Source organism: Thermospira aquatica, from assembly GCF_023525255.1.
GTDB classification, from domain to species: Bacteria; Spirochaetota; Brevinematia; order Brevinematales; family Thermospiraceae; genus Thermospira; species Thermospira aquatica.
The window spans coordinates 880,480-902,594 of the sequence record NZ_CP073355.1 but is presented as its reverse complement, the minus strand read 5'-3'; the positions used below and the strand labels follow the sequence as shown (position 1 = coordinate 902,594).

Genomic DNA, 22,115 nt, shown 5'->3' with positions numbered 1-22,115 from the left:
TCCTATATTTCGTACGTGTGTGCGATGTTTTGGGTGTAATGGCGAATCATATCATCAAGGGTTAATGAGGCAAGTTCTTGCCGGAGAACGTTTGACAGTCTGTCCCACACCCATTGGGTGGGACACATTGGTATGCGACCACAAGATTTGCTTCCCACGCAGTCCACAAGGGTAAGAGGACCTTCAAGGGATTCTATCACCTCAAGGAGACGAATTTCTGAGGGATGACGTGTAAGAATATACCCTCCTTTGATTCCTCGTTGGGCCTGGACAATCCCCACGACTTTCAGTCGATTGATGATGTGTTCGAGATACTTTTCTGAGATGTTTTCTTTCTCAGCAATTTCACTGAGAGGGACGATCTCCTTGTTGGCTATCGCGAGTCGGAAGAGAAGACGAAGCCCATACCGGCTTTTTGTTGAGAGTTTCATCAGATTCTCCTAAATCATAAATTCCTATATGGATAATATGTATTTTAAGATTAAAAAATTTTCTTGTCAAGAAAAAAGGGGAGAAAAAAGAAAAATTTTTTCGCTTGACTTTTTTTGACACATCTTTAAAATAAATACAAAGAGGAGGAAGTATGCCAGAACTTAGACAAAACATTCTGCTCAAGGAATGGGTGATTATCGCGACAGAAAGAAGTAAACGGCCAGACCAGCTTCGAGAGGAGAAATTAAATTGTGAATCTGCTTACCCTTCCCACGATGAAAATTGTCCATTTTGTCCAGGAAATGAAGAAAAAACAGGGAACACCACAACCCTTGATCAGATGGAAATAAACGGGAAATGGCATATTCGCGTCATTCCCAATAAATATCCTGCCCTTCTTCCCCTGGATGATGGTTTTTCGGTAAACACCTCGGGTTTTTTTCGTTCCATGGATGGTATCGGTCATCATGAGGTACTTATCGAACATCCTCAACACAATCTTACTGTTGCTCTCTACGAACCTACCCATGTTTACCATATCCTTCGGATGTACCAGAAGCGAATGGCGCATCTCATGAGTTTCCCTTATGTAGAATCGGTGATTCTTTTTCGTAACCATGGGAGTAGAGCAGGCGCCTCCCTTGTCCATCCTCATTCCCAGATTATTGCTTTGCCAGTTATTCCGCGAGACGTGATGGCCCGAATGAACGAATCCATACGCTATCACGAGGAACACCGTGCCTGTATCTTTTGTACTATGCTGGAGAGAGAACTGGAAGCTGGTACCCGTATCGTATACGAGAGTGAATACTTTGTTGCCTTTGTCCCTTACGCGGCATTTTCTCCTTTTGCTGTTTGGATATTTCCACGAAAACATAAATCAAGCTTTCTTTACGCGACAGAAGAAGAACTTGCAGACCTCTCCGTGGTTCTTCGAGAGGTTCTTCGCAAACTGTATTTTGGTCTCAACGACCCTGATTACAACTACATTGTCCGCTCAGCTCCGCAGGGTTATAGCCATACGGCCTTTTTTCACTGGTATATTACTATTGTGCCCCGTTTGACGCGGAGTGCAGGGTTTGAACTGGGTTCGGGAATGTTCATCAATCCCTCTATTCCCGAAGAAAATGCTGCTTTTTTGAGGGAACTCGTACTTCCTTCGGATTAAAACACCATACATTTCTCAGAGAGAGGAGGTGTTTGTGAAAAGGATCCTTATGCCTATTGTTGAAGCTGGCGCCGGGCATCTTGCTACTGCCTCGGCTATTCGAGATGGGATTGAAGCGTGTTTTCCTGGCAAGTATACCATAGAGATTGTTGAGCTTTCTCAGGCGTGTGGGGCTATGAAGGAGCATGAGTTTATACGACGCTACTGGCGGTTTTCGTTAGCCCATCGATGGGTAGCCGACCTTTCTATGACTATGATGGAGCTCTTTCACCCTGTTTCCAGGTTTTATCTTCCGCTTTTTATGCCAGATCTTCTCAAAAAGGGCATAGAATATTTTGCCTCTCAAAAGCCTGACATGATTCTTTCCACGCATTTTTTTGCTACCACGATCGCTTCGATTGCCAAAAAGAAAAAACGCATATCGTGTCCCGTTGTGGGGACCATCACCGATCCTTTTTCTCCTTTTTCGTGGTGGTGCGAACCGAGGGCAGATTTTCTGCTTGCACCAAGTGATGAGGTAGAGACAGGGCTTTTGAAACGGGGTGTCAAACCCTCTCAGATTGTCCGTGTTCCCTTTCCTATTGAGCGCAAATTTTATAATCCTTTGCCTGCACGGGAGGAACTCATCCAAAGGTATCAGCTCAATCCCCAATATCTTACCCTTCTTGTGGTGTATGGGGGAGAAGGGATAGGGAAGGCATACGATTTTCTTCCTAAAATCATCGAAAAAAAACTCCCTTTCAACTGGTTGGTGGTATGTGGTCGGAATGTTTCCCTTCAGGAAAAGCTGAAGGCTCTTTCCGAGACTTCTCCTTATCCTATTCGGGTGTTTGGGTTCGTGGACAATATGCATGAGCTTATCCATGTAAGTGATGTTGTTATTGGCAAAGCAGGACCCTCTGTGCTCTTTGAATCGCTGCTTTTAGGTAGACCGTTACTTGCTACTGATTATTCGACTTATATGACCGAAAGGAAAAATCTTCTCTTTGCCCTTAAACATCATGTGGGCTGGTGGGCACCCGATTTTGTGAGTTTTCTTTCGATTCTTGAGACTATTCTTACCACCGATACACTCGTAAAATACCAGAAGAATATTGAGACCATTCCTCTGGTTCAACAGCTTCGCGAGGGGAAGGATAGCATCGCCTTCTGGGTGGACGATCTCCTTTCACGATCATGACAGGGCTTTACGTTCATGTTCCCTTTTGTCGGAAACGATGTGTGTACTGCCATTTTGTGAGTGGTATTCCTTTTGCTCCTGAAAAGGAAAGGGAGTATATATCCCTTGTCCTTCGAGAAGCAAAGCTTTATGCAGAAAAGTATGGGAAACTCTCGTTTGATACTTTTTATATAGGTGGGGGTACACCCTCTCTTCTTTCTCCCGGGGCTCTTGGAAGATTGTGGGAGGGGCTTGAGCGACTTTTTTCTTTTCGTTTGCTGGAAAGTACCATTGAGGTGAATCCAGAAGATATTTCGCCAGAAAAACTCAAGGCCTGGAGAGATATGGGATTTACGAGGGTCAGTCTTGGGCTTCAGGCAGTACAACCAGAGATCCTTTCGTTCCTCTCAAGACCGGTTCTCCCTGTTTCAGAGGTTTACGAGATGACCGTGCATGCAGGATTTGCCAGGGTGAGTGTGGATTTTATTGTGGGTATTTCAGGACTGGATCTCCAAAGGCTTTTGCGCTGGATAGAGCACTACCTCCCTGATCATCTTTCCCTCTATCTTCTTTCGTTTGAGGAAGGAAGTACCCTTGCAGGTCTTTGGAAAGCGGGCAAAATCCAGCCTCCCGAGGATGATTTTCAGAGTTCCCAGTATCTTGAACTGGCTGAGAGTCTTTCAACGTGGTATGAGTGGTATGAGATCTCCAATTTTGCCCGGGGCAAAGAAAATCGTGCCCTTCATAATAGTCTTTACTGGAAACATGAACCCTACATTGGTCTTGGTATAGGAGCAAGTGGATGGATTTCCTGGGAGAAAATGCGCTATCAGAATACCATTCATCTCTCAGGGTATGAAGAGGCTGTCCAGCGAGGGGAGTTTCCTTATGGAGCAAAGGAAACCCTTGATGAAGAAACCTCCCGGAGAGAAAAAATCATGCTGGGACTTCGTACAAGTGATGGTGTGGACGTGACAGAATTTTCACAAAGAGAGAAGGCTTTTCTTGAGGAAGAGCTTAAAGCTCTTCACGATTTTTGTCGTATCCGAGATGGGCGGCTGGTACTCACCCCTCAAGGGAGAATGGTTGCTCACACCGTTATCCTGAAAATATGGGATACACTTGAAAAAGAAAAAAGCCACCGAGCGGGATTGAACCGCTGACCCACTGATTACGAATCAGTTGCTCTACCGACTGAGCTACGGTGGCATAAGGAGATGTATTATACCATGAAAAAAAAATTTTTTCAAGTTTTGGAAAAAAGTTGACATGCCTTTTGATCGTAACTTTGGATACATTTTTCTGCTTTATTGTTCTGTGTTTACCAAAAACCTTACGTAAAATTGTTTTTTTTTACGTTTTATGGTATAGTATTTAGGTAAATCTTCTCAAGGAGAAGGTGAGAAAATTGAATAAAGATAAAAAGTCTCGTGTTGAAACACTTTCCGATGAGTCTCTCATGGAGGGTTTGCAACAGACAGCCAAGGATGGGGAGACGTTTGCACCGGAAGCACTTCCCTACCTTGAAGCATTATACACCCGTTATTATAGCCAGGTGGTACGACTGGTACGCTATTATGGACTTAGTGGTGATGAAGCCGATGATATTGCTCAGGAAGTTTTTATCCGATTGTACTATCGCTGCAAGAGCTACGATAGTTCACGCCCTTTTAAGGCGTGGTTTTTCCGTCTCGTGTATAACCTGACTATAAATTATCTTAAGAAAAATAGTCGTGAGAGTTTTCTCTCTTTTGACGATGCCAGAAAAGAAACAGAAATGATTGACGAGAAAACAGAAAATTCTTTTGAAAAATTTCAATTTTGGCATACCTTTCAAGGTATATTATACGAAATGCCGGAAAAGCTCCGTACCGTCTTGCTCTGGCATGGAGCCGAAGGCATGAGTTTTGATGAAATTGCAAAGATACTTAATATCACCTCTCGTCAAGTAAGAAATCGGTATGATCAGGCCCTTGAATGGGTGAGAGAACGACTGGGGAGAGATACCGATGAAGAGATTTAAGGGGCAGGGAGAGAAAGAAGCCTTGGTGAAAAGGCTTCTTCTCTCTTATCGAGATTCTGTGGAGGTGGTACCACCTCCCTTTCAAGAGTTTGTTCGGCGATGTGAGATACGCATCGCCAATACGCGACAGGCACGCTTGCGAGCTGCGAGGGGTCTGACGGTTACTCTTCGCTGGGGGTTGGCGCTGGCAAGTGTGCTTGTTGTGGGTATTCTTTTGGGGAGATTCGTTTTGCTTCCCTCTTTTCCTCAGCAAGATGGTTTCATATCTCAGATGGGGCGAGTTGATGCCAGATCAGGGAGTAAGTTGCGGGTATCACGGTATTCTTATGATGATATGAAGGTGATTCATTTTGTTCTCTCGGAGGGAGAGGCGGTTTTTTATCCGAAAAAAGTCTCTCTTCGTATGCGTTATGTTGTCGAAACTCCCCATATGTACATACGGGTGGTTGGTACCATCTTCCGGGTAAGTGTTTTCTCCAATGAAACAAAAGTTCATGTTGAAGAAGGAAGGGTATGGTGTTATCCTCGTGTTGAAGGATATACGATAAATCATGTGCTTCAGGGAGAAACGCCAAGTGCTTCTTTGGTACTTGAAGAAGGAAGAGAACTTGTTCTCGGTGAGAAAAAACCTCAGAATCCTGTTTTTTCTCCTGTTGCGCCATCGTCAGAAGGAGGGGAGATTTCAAAACAAAAGCCTGTTTCTGGTTCCGGGCTTTTAGCGGAAAAGAAGACAATTACCTTTTCTTCAAATATCGTTTCTATTGTGGCATATAAGGAGTATAAGGGTTATCAGGTTACTCTCCGTGAGGGAGAAAAGCTTGAGATTGCAAACAATGGAAAAGCACTCACCATCGATCTCTCTTCATGGGCGATGGGATGGTTTGATCCCGTTCTGCTTGAGGACGGAATTGTTCTCGTCTCTCATACAGGGGTGATCGTACGTTTGTCTTACGAGGGGCGTGTGAGTTTTAAACTCCGGCCAATAGAAGGAAGACTAATCTCACCGCCTCTTGTTACTTCCCGGGGCGTGATCCTGATGCAGCCTGAGGGGATGTTTATTTCCCTATGGGATGGTTCCTCATGGAAGATCCCCGCAGAGAGTGATTTCCTTCGCAAGAGTTTACCTTTCTATTTTGAAAAAAGTGATGTGATTATCTATGCAAATGAACCAGGAAGTATTGCAGCCTACAGTCTTAAAAAACGAGATATCCTCTGGACGCATAGACTTGTAAGAGAATTTGTTGGGGCTCCTATTCGGGGAAGAGAGGAGATTGCCTATGTGTATGGAGGAGCGGGGAATATTCTCGTTGCCGTTGATGTGCGGGACGGGCATTTTGTGTGGAGTAGATCTTTAGGCAAAACCCTTCAGTGGATGGATATTGTAGGAGATAATGTGGTGGTGATTCTCGCTACTCCAACCGGGAGTGAGGTTCAGTTGCTTTCTTTGCAAGAGGGGGATGTACTAAGCTCCCTAAGTTTTCCAGGAAAAGTGAAAGATACATTAAAAGAGAATGGGGTTGTTTACTTTTTAACAGATGAAGGATCTGTTTTCAAAATAGAAAATGAGAAGAAAAAAATATCTCTTTTGATAAAAGAACCAAGCCTATCAAAACTTACTTTTATCCAGAACAAAGTCGGCGGGATTGGTACAAGTGGTCTGGTTGTTCTGGAAAAATAATATCTTTTAAAAATAATCTCTTTTAAGGACGAAGATTGAGGTTTGTGAGGATCCTGTAGTTTCCTTCCATGTTCCAGAAGGTAAACCCTGAACCATGAGCGTGATGGACTCCCTTTATTTCTTTTTGAACGTACGATTCACCATAATACGCTCTATCGTAGCTTACCCCGATTTTAAAAGCCTGAACATATGGTCGTATGAGAGAGCGACCTCTGGTGAGCCAGAAATTTCTCTTGGTTCCATAGAAGTAAATGCGGTAAGGACGTTCTTCTGCTGGGGGATGGGCAAGAAATTTCTGATCGAAATGAGAAGGGTAGTACATGGGACAGAAGACATCAATAAACTCTGAGAGAAGATCGATCTCCTGATAGGTTCTCAGACTCGTCCTGTACCATCCGTTTGCCCCATAGATATCCATACTGATCGGTACCGAAAGGTTTTTACGCATATGACGCAAAAAAGAGTAAAGGAGAGACTCAGGGGTCATGCCAGTTTTTTTGGCACGGTAAAAAACAGATTTCAAATTTTCTCCATCTGTTGGGAACCTCACGTAATCAAACTGGATCTCATCAAAACCCAGTCGAATTGCTTCTCTGGCAATAGCCAGATTATATTCCCAGACAAAGGGATGATAGCTATCCACCCAGTATTCCTGAATCTCTTTGATGGTTTCTTTTTCTTTTTTTATCCCCTGCCAGGGTTTGTTTTTTTCTCCATCCCAAACAGCAAAGGCATAATTACTCAGGCTATAGACTCTTCTATCCTGAAAAAGCACGATGCGGGCAATAAGATAGATGTTATTGTTTTTGGCATACCTGAGAATATTGGAAAGGGGGAGGGGACGTACGGAGGCTGTTTGCTGCAGAAGAGGAGTTTGAGGAGAAAAACGAAGATTCCCCCAGTCATCCTTGATATCAATAACAAAGGCGTTAATACCTTTCGCTTTTATGAGATTGGTAAGGGTATAAAATCGGCCAGGTTTGGCCAACACGAGAGGCGAGAGGTAAAGAGCATATTTTTTGTTCGCTTTTTGCTGACGTTCGTTAAGGATAGTGTTTTGGTATGCCCACAGCTCAGAAAATACTTTTCCATCCTTGATGAGTGCCTGAACAGGGGTACCAGCATAGAGTAAAAAATTGGAGCAGATCGCTTGTACTTCTTCCGGCAAGGGGGAGGGCGAGAGATTTTCCCCATCGTATTGGTAAATACCGTGGTCTGTGGTAAGAGAGAGAATATTCTGGTTGAAAGAAAGGCCGGCAGCATACCCACTGTCAGATGAGAGAGCAGCCCGTTGCTTCCATCGATTGGTTTCCCAGCGATACAGGAAGGGGAAAAAATTGTTTACTGCCCATACTCCTTTGAGATGTCCTGTTGAAACCACTTCTAGTGAGGAGATTTCTTCGTTATACAGGATATCGGAGAAAAGACCTGCACTCTCTCGTTTCCAGGATTTCTGGTAACGAAAGATACCGTTTAAGGCATGTCCAGCCCATACGGTGAGAATGGGCGTAGCCTGGACGGCTACACTGAGCCAACCACGGAAGGTGGGTGAACCAAGAGATACCCATGCTCTTCCGGCATTGGTGGAGAGATAGACCATGCTCTTCGAACAGGCAACCCATACCTCAGGATTATCAGGAGCAATAGCTATGTCCATAAGGGGTTCTCTGTCTTCTTGCCAGCTTGCCATGCCATTCTCTACCTCCTGAAGGAGCCAACTTTTCAGTCCCGAGTTTCTTGGCTGAATTTCTTGAGAGAGAGGATGGTAAAGAAAGATCCCATGGCTTGTTCGAAGAACGAGAGCGTCGTGGTACGGAAGGATCTCAAAGACCCCCCCATTCGTCCAGAGGGGTATAAAGCGTTTGCCATTATATTGAAAAAATCCCCTAAAAGAACCAATATAACTCTCAGCAAAAAGAAAAACAGGAAAAACCAGCAGAAGAAAAACTTTTTTCATGCCTACTCCTTTTCTACGAGGGGTATGAACTCGTGTTTACGGTAAAACCCTGGGGTTAGTCCAAGCTCTCGGGCAAGATGAAAAGCCCGTTCAATCCCATCGCCCACCTCATCCAGCAGATGAGCATCCGAACCGGTGAGAATACGTTTTCCGCCAAGTTCAGCGTATCGTCGCAGGATAGCCTCATCAGGCATACTTGCGGAAATTCCTTTTCTCCACGCAGATGTGTTGATTTCCAGGGCTATCTGACGTTCAATCATGATGGTAAGAATCTCGTCGAGTATCTCCCAGGGGATAAAGTAAGAACCAAGATATCGCCGTGGGAAATCGAGATGAGCCACAGCATCAATCTCGGTGGTTTCTACCATGCGTTTCACCTCAGAAAAATACGCACGGTATACTTCTTCATCGGGAAAGTTTCCCTCACTATGAGGACCAAACATGTTTTTGACCACATGGATCGAGCCTAAAAAAAGATCAAAGGGAAGGTTTTGCCACTTTTGGAGAAGAGAGGGGTTTTCCTGGGGTTCTCCAATCTCAACACCAATCAAAAGTCCCGGGAAAAGTTTCTGCTTTTCTAAAAGAAAAAAGCATCGTTCTTCGGGATGAAAGGTATACCCTTCATGGGACCAGATTTCGTAATGATCGCTTATGGTAAAAAACTCAAGATGGCGTTCTCGTGCTTTATGAGTGATATCGTCGATAGAGAGGTTTGCATCCGAAGAGAAGAAACTATGAATATGGCAATCAGCAAGAATCACTCGGTTTCCTCCGGACGAACAAGAAGAGAGGCAGCCTCATCAAAAGCCACACTTACTACCTTGGAAACGCCCTGTTCTTCCATTGTGACGCCGTAGAGGGCATCACAGATCTCCAACGTGGATTTGGAGTGTGAGACGATGATAAACTGGGAGACCTCTTTGAATTCAAGGAGAAGCCGTTTGAAACGTTCGATGTTGTCGTCGTCGAGGGGGGCGTCCATTTCGTCAAGAACCACAAAAGGTGTGGGTTTAAGATGAAGGATTGCAAAGATCACGGAGATAGCAACCAAGGCTCGCTCACCACCGGAGAGCAGTGATATAGCTTGAAATTTTTTTCCCGGGGGCTCTGCCATGATATTGATACCGGAATTGAGGACATCGTTTTCATCGACTAAAATGAGGTCAGCTCGTCCTCCATCAAACATACGAGCAAAAACCTTGCGGAAAGATTTACGGATATCTTCAAAAGAGGAAAGAAACAGCTCTTTGGACTTTTCGTTTGTTTCTTCAATCACATGAATAATATCTTGCATGGCTTTTTCACTGTCCTGACGCTCTCTCTGGAGAAATTCAAGCCGCTCTTTTGCGTTACGAAACTCATCGATGGCAAGGAGATTGACATTTCCGAGGGCATCTATTTGCTTTTTTATGTCCACAATTTTTTCGTGAAGATTTTCGATAGTAACCCCTTCGGGGGGATGGATATCGGTATAGTGACAGTGGTAATTTTCTTCGAGATTTTTGATGATGTTTTGCTGCACTGTCTGGCGCTCCTGGATGGCGTTTTCCATTCCACCCAGACGTTTCTCTAGATGAGTGATCTCCTGTTCGAGGTCTCTTCTGAGGGACTCGAGTGTTTTTCTCTCTTTCAGGAGGGCTTCCACCTGCGAACGTATCTCCGCCACTGTGTTGCGAGCCTTTTCTAACTCTGCTGTGATGGCGGTGAGTTTTTCTTCTGCTTCGTCGATCTTGTGATCGAGTTCTTCTATAACTGCCAGGGAATTTTCGAGGTCTTTTGTATAGTTTGTACGCGTTTTTTGGATGTCTTCAAGCTGAAGCTTGATACGCTGAAGCTCGGTAGAAAGCGACTTGTACTGTTCTTCCACGCGAACGGTTTCCACACGCTGATTGTTAAGTTCATCCAGGAGGCGATTGAGGGTTATCTTTCTCTCAGCGACTTCATGTTCGTAGTCTTCGATGAGCTGGATGAGTTTTTCAAGTTGCTCCTGTTTTTCAAGGATGCGGTCTCGAAGAAGATTAAAAGCATTTTGGGTCTGGGCATAAGCCTCTTCGATACTATTTTGCTGATTTTCGATTTTTTTTATCTCTTCTTCGAGGCTTTGAGTTTCATAGTCAACACGAGAATACGAAGCCTGAGTGTTTTCTCTCAATGTCTGAAGTTCGCGAAGGCGTTCCTGAAGGAGTTCTATCTTCTGACGGTTGTCTTCTATCACCTGGGTGATCTCTTCAATGTTTTGTTGAATACGTTCCTTCTGGGTATAGGTTCCTTCCTCACTGTAGAGGATAGCCAGGATTTCTTCATAGGATGATTGGATCTCTTGAAAAAGGTTTTGAAGTTGTTTGAGTAACTGGGCTACGATAGAGAGATCGGAGTCTGTAATGGCTTGTTCTATTCTGGAAAAGAGTTCACGAAGATTTGCTTCTAAGAAAGGTTTCTTTTGAGAAAAGGCTTTTATTTCCTGGGCCTGTTTTTCAAGAGATTCGATGATGATTTTGTCTACACTTTTGAGTTTTTGTTGAAGATTCTGGATGCTTTGAAGCAGGCTCTGATTTTCCTTTTTGAGGCCGTTTTCTTCTTTGAGGTTTTGCTGGATCTGGGCTGAGATGTCCTGAACCTCAGTCTCCAGTTTCTTGCGTTTCTGAATAAGCTCCTCAAGAAGTTCTCGTTTTGTGCTTGTTTCTGCTTCAAAGGCTTGTTTTTGTCTGAAAAGCTCTTCGAGTTTCCTCTGGGTGTTTTCTTGCTGGGCATCAAGAGAAAAGATTTCTTTGTTTAATCTATCTACGTGGTCGCGGGTGACAATCTGGGAGAATCCCAGTTCTCGAGATTTCTGGAGAAGTTGCTGATCTAAAAGGCGCATACTCTCACGAATTCTGTCAATTTCTGTCTGGATGGTGGTAAGTTTTTCTCTGGCGATATCCCGAAGCTCCTCAATCTCTACCAGACTCTGTTGTTTTCTCTCATACTCTTCACGGAGAGCTATCTCGCGACCCTCTCCTTCCTTGAGTCTTTGAACAAGGCTTTCGAGCTGTTTCTCGAGAAGTATTTTTCTTTCTCTGCTGGATTTTATCTCTGTCTGGTAGGCGGAATGGGTTTTTTCCAGGGAAGTGATGATTTCACGCCATTCATTTTGTTTTTTCTCTTTGTCCATGAGGTCGTTATCCAGCGTGAGGAGAGCCTCTTCGTATTCTGTAAGTTTTTCTTGTTTTTGAAAGATCTGAGACTCGATTTTTTGTTTTTCCTGAGTTTTTGCTAAAATTTCTTGTTGCATGTTCTGGATACGGAGAACTTCAAAAAGAATTTCGCCCTGCATGAGCTCTTGTTTGAGGGTATTGTAGAGCGCTGCATTTTCGGCCTGTTTCTCAAGTTTTACACAATCTTTTTCAAGTTCGATAATGATATCCTGAACACGGGCAAGATTTGCTTGAGCTGCCTCGAGTTTTTTTTCTGCTTCTTCTCGTCTGAATTTAAACTTGGAGATGCCGGCAAATTCTTCAAAAAGATAGCGTCTTTCCTCCGGGCTTTCTGAGAGAAGGCGGTCTATTTTCCCCTGTTCAAAGATGGCATAGCTATCTCTTCCAATACCTGTATCAAGAAAAAGCTCGACAACATCCTTGAGTCGCACGCGGCTTTTGTTGATGAAGTATTGCCCTTCGCCTGAACGAAAGATTCTCCGGCCTATACTGACTTCTTCAAAGTCAAGGGGGAGCCATTTATTTGTGTTATCAAAGGTAAGTGTAACTTCAGCCATGCTTTTTGGAGAACGACTGTGGGTACCGTTGAAGATAATATCTTCCATCTTTTCGCCACGGAGACTTTTGGCGCTTTGTTCGCCTAACACCCATTTGATAGCCTCAATAACGTTGGATTTTCCCGACCCGTTTGCTCCTACAATACCCGTTATACCGTCGACACATTCGATTGCGGTTTTTACTCCAAAAGACTTAAATCCATCAAGTTCAATGGTCTTGAGATACCGTGCCATGAGTACTCCTTGATTTTTGAGGCTTTTATTATAGTATGGTTTTTGTATCTTGGCAAGTTTTGAGACGTCTTCGGTAGTACCACACCACGCACAAGAACACTTTTTAGGAAGGAAAGAATAACGAGGAATTATTTTTTCTCATGAGAGGGGGGTCCCCTTATAAAAATACAAAAAAAATGGTGGAGCATTCGGGTAGAATACTCCACTACAGAACTTTTTACCTTTAGAGAGAGAAATTTGTCTTGGGGTAGTTCCATATCTTCAGTTCATCGATAATCACCCCTCCTTCCGAGTTTACATTGTGTAAAATCTGAATCACCGCATTGGTAAACCCGGGGATCTCTTCGGATTCGAAGGTATCTCGATACCACAAAGAAGGAACTACATGCCCATTTAAATAAAGTCGCGCCTTTTTGCCATCCTCGAAGCCCTCGCTTTTCCACACGAGGGCATAGTGATTCCAATTCGTTACCCTTGAGGAAAGAATATCGCTATATTGTATACCACATCGCATACCACCAGTTGCCAGTGTCACCATAGGCAATTCCTCACCACTTGTATGCACATTTCCACAAAGTCCAGTACCCCCTACGCCATCGTTGAGACAGAAAACTACGCGATACTCATATTTTCCTTCTCCTATTTGTACGAAGATTGGAGCTCCCCTCTGGGAGATATACCGGCGGATCCACAAGCTTCGCCCAGAATTCGATACACCCTTCTTTGGAGGGGAGAACAAAATTGGAATACACTATCCCAAAATCCACGTTATAGGGGGCATAGTAGCCGTTGCCAACCTTGCCGGGAACAAAAGAGAGATCTCTGCTTTTTGCGTATCCTCTGGGTCCAACGGCAGGGGAAAGAGCGCTTTCGAGATTGTCAAAAGAAGAGTAAAAGATAAGTTTCTTCGGTCTTTCCTCTTCGAGGTCAATAAAACCCCCGAGAACCACACGGGTGCGATAGTTCTTGCCCCCTTCTACGCGGATAACGGCTGTTGCGGTGTGTATGACCTGCAGAATCCCACGCGGCATCTGTCAGGGTGTATATTCCCCCTCGAGGGGGCTCGAAAGTGAATACTTGTGGCTTATCACGGCGCCAGACACGCGCCTCTCTCCAACCAAAAGAATTGCTCAGGGCAATGTGAGCCCCTGCAATACGAAGCGATTCAACCTCAATCACGTTTGATGATCGAGATGGGGGTCTGTCTTGATTGTTTTCAATAGATAATTCTACACGTATCGTGGCTTTTTCGCCAGAGCCTAATGTCGCCTCGTCAGTTGATGTCTTGCTTGAGATGCATCCTACGAGAGAACTGAGGAGAATACCTATCCCTAGCCACCATTTCATTCTTCCCTCCTTTTCTTTCTGGAGATTGATTGTCTTTTGGATAGGTATTTTTTATAGTGCTATTATAAGGATTTTTTTCTTTTGTCAAGAGAGGGGGGATGCAACCAATGGGGTGAGAAGGGGGTTCTTTCTTTGTTGCAGTGGCGAGGGGGCTATTACCCTATCCCAGGGGGAAGAAATTGCTATTACTTTGTTGCAGTTAGATTGTGGGAGAAAGTGGCAGTAATAGGGGAAGAACACCTTTGTCTTGCAAAAATCCGTAGTGCTCTTTCTTTGTTGCAGTTTTGAGGTGGGAAATGACTGTAAAAAGGGAATAACCTACGCAAGAGGAACAACGGCAACAGGGTAACAGCGAGGGGAAAGCTGGCTACAAAAGGGTAAAAAGTTTTCTGGTTTTGACTGCAAAAAGGGAAGAGCACCACCCTTTTTTTACACGCGAGAGGGTAAGAGCATAAATTCTTTTCCCCTCAACTACGATAAGGAAAGAACAGGCTTACCCCTTCACTGGAAATAAGGAAAGAGCAAATCTCAATCCTCCGCAATGAAATAAAAAAGGCAGTTAAACGTTTAACCTAGAGTTTTCGACATACGCTCTTACCTTTTGCAGTGTGAGCACAGAGTTTAAAACTGTGATAAGGGAATAGCTCTCTCCCTCGGTTTCCACTGCAACAACGAAATAGCCCTCAGGTGTAAGATATTTCCTGTAATATGGGAATAGCTGGAGTTTTTGTACTACAACAGGGAAGGTCTCATGAGCATTTCATCCCCACTGTAATATGGGAAGAGCTCAGATATTCTCCCTTTTTCCTGCGATAAGGTAATAGCTTTTCCCCCATGGTCCATACTGCAATAAGGGAAGAGCAAGTTTTTTCCTGTGATAAAGGAAGAGCTTTTGTTTTTTTGACTCTTACTGCAAAAAGGTAATAGCTAGGTTTTCCCCGTCACAAGGGAAAAAGAAAGGCCCTTTACGTTGTACTGCGACAGGGTAATAGCCTCCCTATTCTCATATTTCCACTGCAACAGAGTAAGAGCAAAAGGACAGTTGCTACACTGCAACAAGGAACAGCACGTTTTCCCCCCTTCCAATGATAAAAAACTTTTTTGAGACAGTTTACCTCAGGATGTTTTTGCCACGAGCTAGCCAGCAGTGGGAGGTTGATGTTGAGCAGGAAGAAATGACGCTTGATGATGAGAGCAAATGGATTGTACCCCATTTTGACCCGTTGCGTCAAATAAAAAAGTACTCGAAATTCGAATCATTGCCTCATAAAAAAAAGTACTCAAAAATTCCATACAGTTTCCTCCAAATTTTTGTTTTTTACATTCTTTTTCTTTTGAAGGCTGAAAAGTTTTCTCTGGCAAGCCGTAATTTTTTGTCTTAGGTGAAACAAATCGAGAGCCTTATAAAGCCTTGTTAGGCGTTCCTTTTGTGCCTCACTTACATAAGAGCTTTCTAAAAGCCGTTGGTAGGGAGTTTTAATATCATCATGCTTCTTTTGCACCTTGCTTGATTCTCTTTTTCTCTGTCATTTTCATAACCGGTTGAAAAAGTTGGCATAAAGCCTGAGATACGCATAGAGTCGGTTCAAGTAGTAGACTTCTTCCTCGGTATCGTAGCGGAAGTATCCAACATTCTGGCGAATCCTATGGAATAGTTTTTCTGCTCAACGTAGCAGTTATCATTGGAACGGGAGCTTCTTCCCTTGTAAATTTTATCTGGTGCTTCTCACACCAATCACGCAGAGGATGATTAATAAATTCAGCACCGCATCAGAATCAATTTCGTAAATCAAAAAGGAAGTCTTCTTTGACTTTTTTCTATGGCTTCTCTTACCCATTTTGAAGCCTTGTTTTTGATTGCCACAAGCTCTGTCCAACCGCTCCAAACATCCACCATATTTAATGTTTGAGCAAAATCTCCCCGGCTATTTCCTCCCTCATGGGCAACCAGATCAATCTCCATAAAACCAGGGCAATTTTCATCCCACTCTGCCCACGTGCGTATAGCTATTTGTTGCTTTAATAGCGTTCCAGGCTTTGTACCTTTTCGTCCTTTTATCTCAAGCTTTTTACGCTCATGTTTCAAAAGTCGGTCAATACTTGAAGCACTTATATGGCGTAAGTTTTCTATAGCCTGTGGAGAACCGTGGAGATGCCCGTTTGCTAAGAGATTATCTAAAACTTCATTGAGAATCGGCTTTAAGCGTTTGCCACACATGTAGTTTTCAATTTCCCAGACCTGTTTTAGCATTTTTAGTTCTTTTTCGCCGAATTTTTTCTTTCTGCCAGGTCTTTTGCCCTTTTTGGCTATATCGGCTTTAAGGTAATTTTTTTTGCCTACATAGATGGTTTTTCCGTGCTGCCTCAAGAGCCTGGCGGCATAGTTTCGATTTTTTAGGCCTGTTATCCTCACAAAGTAATCCAGTATCTCCATTTTTTCCTTTTTGCTGGCTTTTTGATACTCTGCTTCGACAAGCTCAGCATATCATTTCGCCGTTTCCCTGTAAATAGGTCTCCTTTCAAACATCGCTACCCCAATTCCGGTTGGCGAGCTTGTCGAGCCACGGTTGGCGAGCTTGTCGAGCCATGAACTGGATTATTTTACACAAATTTAAAGTACTTTTTTATTTTGAAGCAACGTTCCCTTTTCGAGTACTTTTATTATGAAGCAATTCGATCTCTGTCGAAAACAATTTAAAATGTCACACTTTGTGCAAATAGAAATGTCACCTTTTAAAATACTGCAACTAAAAAAACGAGAGGTTGCAGATGAGAGAGGTGATAACGATGACACTTAAAGCACAGAAGAGGGCAAAAATACTGGAGATGGTAAAGAACAAGAAAATCAAGCAGAAAGATGCTGCAATAATACTGGGGATTTGCAGAAGGCAACTTATTCGAATTTTTAAAGAATATTTATCAAAGGGTGATGAAGCCCTCAATCACAAATTAATAGGCAAACCGGGGAATCACAGAATTAGCAGTGATATCAAAGAGAAAATTATGCAGATAGTACGGAATAATTATAAAGGTTTTAAGCCGACATTTATAGCTGAAAAGCTTTATGAGGAACATCATATAAAAATAGGAGCATCAACGCTTCGTTTATGGATGATGGAAACAGGATTGTGGAAGAAAATAAGAAAAACTGCGAAACACCGTACCAGAAGGCCGAGAAAAGAGCATTTTGGAGAAATGATTCAAATGGACGGCAGCATTCACGACTGGTTTGGGACAGGCAAAGAAGTCTGTCTGATGAATATGGTGGATGATGCTACAGGCACATCTTACGGTCTTTTCGACACAGGAGAAACGACACAAGTAGCGCTGCAATGTTTGTTTGACTGGATAATGAAATACGGTATTCCTTATTCGATCTATTGTGATTATAAAAGCCTGTTCTATACGAAACGGGAAGCGACCATAGAAGAACAGCTTGCAGGGAAATTGCCTCTAACAAAGTTTGGAGAGGTCTGCCATAGGCTGGGGATAGAAATGATATATGCCCATAGTCCCCAGGCAAAAGGATCGAGAGATGGAATGGGATCCATCAGGACAGGTTAATAGCAGAAATGAAACTAAAAACATAAAGGATATTGACAGTGCCAATCGTTTTTGAAAGAATATTACTGGGAAAAGAATAACCGAAAATTTAGTAAAACCTCTGTCGGATGAAGATTTTCATATTGCATTAATGCCTGATCAGGACTTAAGGAACTATGTTTGTTATACGGCCGAGTGCAAAGTCTATAGAGATTATACAATAAAGTTTTCTAAAAGAATATACCAGATTGAAAAGAAACAACCTATAGCCATAAAACCCGGGGACAATGTTATCTTAAAACCTGGCTTGATGGAGGTATACATATTTTTAAGAAAATATCGAATTGAACTTTTTGAAATAGATGATTATGGTCGTAGAGTTTCGGCATAAAAAAGTGACATTTCTATTTCAATAAAAAGGTGACATTTTAATTTATTTGACAGATGAAGCAATTCGATCTCCCCGTTGCGTCAAATAAAAAAGTACTCGAAATTCGAATCATTGCCTCATAAAAAAAAGTACTCAAAAATTCCATACAGTTTCCTCCAAATTTTTGTTTTTTACATTCTTTTTCTTTTGAAGGCTGAAAAGTTTTCTCTGGCAAGCTGTAATTTTTGTCTTAGGTGAAACAAATCGAGCCTTATAAAGCCTTGTTAGGCGTTCCTTTTGTGCCTCACTTACATAAGAGCTTTCTAAAAGCCGCTGGTAGGGAGTTTTAATATCATCATGCTTCTTTTGCACCTTGCTTCCGATTCTCTTTTTCTCTGTCATTTTCATAACCGGTTGAAAAAAGTTGGCATAAAGCCTGAGATACGCATAGAGTCGGTTCAAGTAGTAGACTTCTTCCTCGGTATCGTAGCGGAAGTATCCAACATTCTGGCGGACTATGGAATAGTTTTTCTGCTCAACGTAGCAGTTATCATTGGAACGGGAGCTTCTTCCTCTTGTAAATTTTATCTGGTTCTTCTCACACCAATCACGCAGAGGATGATTAATAAATTCAGCACCGGTATCAGAATCAATTCCCCGTAAATCAAAAGGAAGTCTTCTTTGGACTTTTTCTATGGCTTCTCTTACCCATTTTGAAGCCTTGTTTTTGATTGCCACAAGTTCTGTCCAACCGCTCCAAACATCCACCATATTTAATGTTTGAGCAAAATCTCCCCGGCTATTTCCTCCCTCATGGGCAACCAGATCAATCTCCATGAACCCAGGGCAATTTTCATCCCACTCTGCCCACGTGCGTATAGCTATTTGTTGCTTTAATAGCGTTCCAGGCTTTGTACCTTTTCGTCCTTTTATCTCAAGCTTTTTACGCTCATGCTTCAAAAGTCGGTCAATACTTGAGGCACTTATATGGCGCAAGTTTTCTATAGCCTGTGGAGAACCGTGGAGATGTCCGTTTGCTAAGAGATTATCTAAAACTTCATTTAAAATTGGCTTTAAACGTTTGCCACACATGTAGTTTTCAATTTCCCAGACCTTTTTTAGAAGTTTTAGTTCCTCTTCGCCGAATTTTTTCTTTCTGCCAGGTCTTTTGCCCTTCTTGGCTATGTCGGCTTTAAGGTAATTTTTCTTGCCTACATAGATGGTTTTTCCGTGCTGCCTCAAGAGCCTGGCGGCATAGTTTCGATTTTTTAGGCCTGTTATCCTCACAAAATAATCCAGTATCTCCTTTTTCTCCTTTTTGCTGGCTTTTTGATACTCTTTCGCCGTTTCCCTGTAAATAGGTCTCCTTTCAAACATCGCTAATTCCACCTTTTACCTCCAGTTCTTTGAACTGGATTATTTTACACAAATTTAAAGTACTTTTTTATTTTGAAGCAACGTTCCCTTTTCGAGTACTTTTATTATGAAGCAATTCGGCCCATTGACAAAACGCTCATTTTGAGGTATAATACAGCCGAAAAAACACAAAAGAATAAGAAAAGACGTGGAGGTGCGTGTGACTCACAAAGAGTATGAAGAAGCACTCAAGCGTGGTGTGAGAAAGTTTGTGGTGACCGGTAGTGTGTTATGCGGGATGATGTCCGTCCTACCGATGTATGGGCAATCCTGGAGCGTTTTTTCTGAGAGAAGCCCTGTTACGGAACCTGCCCAGAGTTTTTCACATGTGTGTCATCAGCCGTCGTATCTTCAGTCGTCCTCAGGGAGTGTGACCAGAGCCCTCTGGCAGGCAGAGATGGAAGCCAGACGCTCCCTTTATTAGGCGGTGGGATATCACCAGCTCAAGAGCGTTGAGGGATACGAAGACCCCACCGAGGTGAGAAGACTCGCCAGGGGTAAAACTCTCACCATCCAGGATGTTGTCAACGCTTTCAAATCAGTATTTACCGAAGGGGAGAAAAGTCGTACCCTCGCTTATGCGGAGACAGAGACCACCACCGAAAAAACGGACAAAAAAACACCTCTTGACAGTTTTCCGTGGAAAACACCCCTTCCTGTGAGCCCGTATAGCCCGCTAGCAGGTTTTGTGCTGATTGTGGAGAAGGAAGAGCGGAAATCAAGACGACAACAAGAACGCCGCGAGCTTTCCCAGCGGCAGCAGGAGCTTGTCCGTCGCCGAGAGGAGCTGGAAAAACAGCTCGCCAGAGCCCAGGAAAACTACGAACAGAAACTTCTATCTGAGGGGCAGAAACTTGAGGCCTATGAGAAAGCGCGGGCCGAGCGACAGGCGCTTGAACTAAGGCTGGGCGAGGCCGGTCTCACCGAAGAGGAACGGAGAAATCTCCAGAGCGAGCTTGAGAAGGCGAGACAGGCTGAAGAGGGTGCCCGCCAGGCCTACGAGGAGGCGAAACAAAAGAGAGAACAGGCCGAGCGGGAGAAAAACGAGCTCGAAGCCCAGGTGAGGGATATCAACGAGAGTCTTAAGCTTATTCAGCAGAGGCGAGCGGAGCTTGTGCCTGAGGATTTTCGTGAGGCGCTGGAGATGCTCCAGGAGGGAGAGGATAGTGAGGGGAGGAGAAATGTCCAGGGGGCAGATTCCACCTCATCCTCGGCTTCCTCCCCGTCAGGGAGTAATTCCTCTCCTTCAGGAAGTAGTGGTTCTTCATCTCCTTCATCGTCTCCGAGCGGAGACAACTCCTCAGAGAAAAAGAGCTGGTGGCAGAGTATTACCAGCGCCGTGGGAAGTGCCGTTAGCGGCATGGTCCAGGCAGCGAGCACAGCGGCGGCATACATTGCCCAGCAAGCATCCAGTGCAGTCAACAACCTGTTTGGTGGAAACAAGAGCCAGGGCTCAAGTGGAGGTGCGCCCCGCCAGCGTGTGAATAGCGAGGTCTACAACCAGGCCTGGGAGAATGCGCGCAAACAGTGGGGGAAGGATGGGGGGAAGAAGCCAATAAACGAGTATGGCGAGAAGGCATTGAAACAGGCGGAGTATGATTGGAAGATGCAAAAAGCTCGAGGGTATTATAGACAAGTTTTTGGAGACAATCCTAGTCGTGATGTCAAAGATTTATCTGGATATGCCGAGGTAGTTAATCGTGATTATGAAGAGATGTGTAAACAAGACGCGATGAAACATGCCGTAGATTTGAAGGTACGCGAACTTGTCAAAGAAGGCAAACTCAAGGATATGCTAAACCAGGCAGGAATTTTCTTGGGAGACGAAAAAGATTTGAGTAAACTTTCTGCGAAAGAGCTTTATGAGGTCGGGCATAAACGACTGGAAGAAGCAACAAACAAAGCCATGGAAATGTATGGAGGGAAAGATGTTATTGATGGTGCCTCCTGCCGGGCAGAATTTGTAGATGTGTTTACCAACAAACTGGTGAGAGCATCTCAGAACGGGAATATCACCGAGACGAATCTCTATGATAGGGATGGAAAACTCAGCAAAGTGGGAGAGGAATACGAATATTTCATGAAATTAAGAGGCTATCAAATGGAAAAGCAAAGATTTGAAAGAGATGGGCAACGACTGGAAGAGATAGACAAGAGGCTGGAGGAGATAGAGAAACAACTGGAAACAGCAAAAGGCAAAGCAAAAGAAAGGTTAGAGAGGGTTAGAGATAGGCTGATGGGAGAAAGGGATCAGATAGAGACCCACTGGGGTGGACGAGAAAATCTCACAAAGGAGAATGGTTTTCAGGATGCCTGGGTAAACAAGCTATCGGGAGAATACACCATTGAAGCCCTGCTTAATGGCAAAAGCTTCCTCATATTAGGAGAGGAAGGCATGGGAAAGGGAACAGCGGTAGGATATACCTCAAAGCTGAACAAGGATAACACAGACTTTGAGAAAAACGGTAATGAAGGGTACGACATTTACAACGACCGCATCACGGTGATCAAGAATGGGAGGATAGTGGAATTCAACAGGGCATCCCTGGATCCCACAAGATATCAGTTGGGGTATTACAAGAAAGAAAAAAACCAGTGGCAATCTATAGAGAAAGATGAGTTTGCCAAGCTTCGCCAAAATAAGTTCCCAGATTTGAAAAAAATTCCCATCGGTTATGATGGAAAGCTTCACTATGGTACCATAGCGCCCGGTCTCTACGAGGCAGGGGTAGTCAAATGGCCAGGCCAGAAGTGGACAAAAGAGTTTTCTCTCATACTCAATGGTGGTGGAAAGATTCCTGCTGAGGGAGGAGTCAATCCAGCCTATCCACAGAGGAACCCTGCCTATCTGGACGGAGTGCGAGTTCACCTGGGAACGATGGACAGCTGGAACGCCTCCGAGGGCTGTCAGGTCATCTACAGCCCCGACTACGACCGCTTCATGCAGCTGTTTTCCAGAGTTGAGAATGGCCAAAAAGTATATGATTACGGTGCTGTAGGATATTATTTTTTGCTCACTCAGTGATAAGAACAAGGA

16 protein-coding genes, 1 tRNA gene and 1 pseudogene are annotated in these 22,115 nt (G+C 43.8%); 9 read left to right on the top strand and 9 right to left on the bottom strand.

Annotated features, from left to right (window positions below; genetic code table 11):
* Positions 1-2 precede the first annotated feature (2 nt).
* A complete protein-coding gene (locus KDW03_RS04270) occupies positions 3-431 on the bottom strand; it encodes an RrF2 family transcriptional regulator (protein ID WP_271436159.1) in 429 nt (142 codons plus the stop codon).
* 152 nt (positions 432-583) lie between these two features.
* Between KDW03_RS04270 and galT the strand changes: the two genes are divergently transcribed.
* From galT to KDW03_RS04255, 3 genes are read left to right on the top strand one after another with little or no spacing between them, the layout of a single operon-like run.
* Positions 584-1,600 (top strand): galactose-1-phosphate uridylyltransferase, encoded by a 1,017-nt coding sequence (gene galT / locus KDW03_RS04265; RefSeq protein ID WP_271436158.1) that lies wholly within the window; start codon positions 584-586, stop codon positions 1,598-1,600.
* Positions 1,601-1,634: 34 nt separating this feature from the next.
* A complete protein-coding gene (locus tag KDW03_RS04260) occupies positions 1,635-2,780 on the top strand; it encodes an MGDG synthase family glycosyltransferase (RefSeq protein WP_271436157.1) in 1,146 nt (381 codons plus the stop codon).
* 41 nt (positions 2,781-2,821) lie between these two features.
* Complete coding sequence (locus KDW03_RS04255) at positions 2,822-3,922, top strand: coproporphyrinogen-III oxidase family protein (RefSeq protein WP_408648342.1); 1,101 nt, start codon at positions 2,822-2,824, stop codon at positions 3,920-3,922.
* Here the strand turns inward: KDW03_RS04255 and KDW03_RS04250 are convergent.
* Positions 3,896-3,968 (bottom strand) — tRNA-Thr (locus tag KDW03_RS04250). The genes KDW03_RS04255 and KDW03_RS04250 overlap by 27 nt on opposite strands.
* A 190-nt stretch (positions 3,969-4,158) precedes the next feature.
* On the opposite strand from KDW03_RS04250, the gene KDW03_RS04245 reads away from it, so the two are divergent.
* Both KDW03_RS04245 and KDW03_RS04240 read left to right on the top strand, forming a co-directional pair.
* Complete coding sequence (locus KDW03_RS04245; protein WP_271436155.1) at positions 4,159-4,782, top strand: RNA polymerase sigma factor; 624 nt, start codon at positions 4,159-4,161, stop codon at positions 4,780-4,782.
* Positions 4,769-6,460, top strand: coding sequence for a FecR domain-containing protein (locus tag KDW03_RS04240; protein WP_271436154.1), 1,692 nt, complete (start codon positions 4,769-4,771; stop codon positions 6,458-6,460). Before KDW03_RS04245 ends, KDW03_RS04240 begins: the two co-directional genes overlap by 14 nt.
* A gap of 22 nt (positions 6,461-6,482) precedes the next feature.
* Here the strand turns inward: KDW03_RS04240 and KDW03_RS04235 are convergent, their stop codons facing one another.
* The 6 genes and pseudogenes from KDW03_RS04235 to KDW03_RS04210 all read right to left on the bottom strand — a co-directional run bounded on the left by KDW03_RS04235 (position 6,483) and on the right by KDW03_RS04210 (position 16,183).
* On the bottom strand, positions 6,483-8,417 hold the full coding sequence (locus KDW03_RS04235) for a putative glycoside hydrolase (protein ID WP_271436153.1): 1,935 nt from the start codon (positions 8,415-8,417) through the stop codon (positions 6,483-6,485).
* 2 nt (positions 8,418-8,419) lie between these two features.
* A complete protein-coding gene (locus KDW03_RS04230) occupies positions 8,420-9,178 on the bottom strand; it encodes a PHP domain-containing protein (protein ID WP_271436152.1) in 759 nt (252 codons plus the stop codon).
* Complete coding sequence (locus KDW03_RS04225; RefSeq protein ID WP_271436151.1) at positions 9,175-12,402, bottom strand: chromosome segregation SMC family protein; 3,228 nt, start codon at positions 12,400-12,402, stop codon at positions 9,175-9,177. The genes KDW03_RS04230 and KDW03_RS04225 overlap by 4 nt, the downstream gene beginning before the upstream one ends.
* A gap of 223 nt (positions 12,403-12,625) precedes the next feature.
* Positions 12,626-12,940 (bottom strand): LamG domain-containing protein, encoded by a 315-nt coding sequence (locus KDW03_RS04220; protein WP_271436150.1) that lies wholly within the window; start codon positions 12,938-12,940, stop codon positions 12,626-12,628.
* An 85-nt stretch (positions 12,941-13,025) separates the two neighbouring features.
* Complete coding sequence (locus KDW03_RS04215; RefSeq protein ID WP_271436149.1) at positions 13,026-13,433, bottom strand: hypothetical protein; 408 nt, start codon at positions 13,431-13,433, stop codon at positions 13,026-13,028.
* A 1,596-nt stretch (positions 13,434-15,029) separates the two neighbouring features.
* Positions 15,030-16,183, bottom strand: a pseudogene (locus KDW03_RS04210) (integrase catalytic domain-containing protein).
* A 335-nt stretch (positions 16,184-16,518) separates the two neighbouring features.
* Between KDW03_RS04210 and KDW03_RS04205 the strand changes: the two are divergent.
* Both KDW03_RS04205 and KDW03_RS04200 read left to right on the top strand, forming a co-directional pair.
* Positions 16,519-17,313 (top strand): helix-turn-helix domain-containing protein, encoded by a 795-nt coding sequence (locus KDW03_RS04205; RefSeq protein ID WP_271436148.1) that lies wholly within the window; start codon positions 16,519-16,521, stop codon positions 17,311-17,313.
* Positions 17,314-17,443: 130 nt separating this feature from the next.
* Positions 17,444-17,683, top strand: a complete 240-nt coding sequence (locus tag KDW03_RS04200) for a hypothetical protein (RefSeq protein ID WP_271436147.1) — start codon at positions 17,444-17,446, stop codon at positions 17,681-17,683.
* Positions 17,684-17,815: 132 nt separating this feature from the next.
* Here the strand turns inward: KDW03_RS04200 and KDW03_RS04195 are convergent, their stop codons facing one another.
* Positions 17,816-19,039, bottom strand: a complete 1,224-nt coding sequence (locus KDW03_RS04195) for an integrase catalytic domain-containing protein (protein ID WP_271436146.1) — start codon at positions 19,037-19,039, stop codon at positions 17,816-17,818.
* 199 nt (positions 19,040-19,238) lie between these two features.
* Here KDW03_RS04195 and KDW03_RS04190 point away from each other — a divergent pair, with 199 nt between their 5' ends.
* Both KDW03_RS04190 and KDW03_RS04185 read left to right on the top strand, forming a co-directional pair.
* Entirely contained in the window at positions 19,239-19,502 is a 264-nt protein-coding gene (locus KDW03_RS04190) for a hypothetical protein (RefSeq protein ID WP_271436145.1), read from the top strand.
* A 3-nt stretch (positions 19,503-19,505) separates the two neighbouring features.
* On the top strand, positions 19,506-22,103 hold the full coding sequence (locus KDW03_RS04185) for a hypothetical protein (RefSeq protein WP_271436144.1): 2,598 nt from the start codon (positions 19,506-19,508) through the stop codon (positions 22,101-22,103).
* The last annotated feature ends 12 nt before the right edge of the window (positions 22,104-22,115 follow it).

Coding starts and splice junctions, on each gene's coding strand:
- KDW03_RS04270 (WP_271436159.1), bottom strand. CDS start 431: ATGAAACTCTCAACAAAAAGCCGGTATGGGCTTCGTCTTCTCTTCCGA.
- KDW03_RS04225 (WP_271436151.1), bottom strand. CDS start 12,402: ATGGCACGGTATCTCAAGACCATTGAACTTGATGGATTTAAGTCTTTT.
- galT (WP_271436158.1), top strand. CDS start 584: ATGCCAGAACTTAGACAAAACATTCTGCTCAAGGAATGGGTGATTATC.
- KDW03_RS04235 (WP_271436153.1), bottom strand. CDS start 8,417: ATGAAAAAAGTTTTTCTTCTGCTGGTTTTTCCTGTTTTTCTTTTTGCT.
- KDW03_RS04205 (WP_271436148.1), top strand. CDS start 16,519: ATGAGAGAGGTGATAACGATGACACTTAAAGCACAGAAGAGGGCAAAA.
- KDW03_RS04240 (WP_271436154.1), top strand. CDS start 4,769: ATGAAGAGATTTAAGGGGCAGGGAGAGAAAGAAGCCTTGGTGAAAAGG.
- KDW03_RS04195 (WP_271436146.1), bottom strand. CDS start 19,039: ATGTTTGAAAGGAGACCTATTTACAGGGAAACGGCGAAAGAGTATCAA.
- KDW03_RS04200 (WP_271436147.1), top strand. CDS start 17,444: ATGCCTGATCAGGACTTAAGGAACTATGTTTGTTATACGGCCGAGTGC.
- KDW03_RS04220 (WP_271436150.1), bottom strand. CDS start 12,940: ATGGTGACACTGGCAACTGGTGGTATGCGATGTGGTATACAATATAGC.
- KDW03_RS04215 (WP_271436149.1), bottom strand. CDS start 13,433: ATGCCGCGTGGGATTCTGCAGGTCATACACACCGCAACAGCCGTTATC.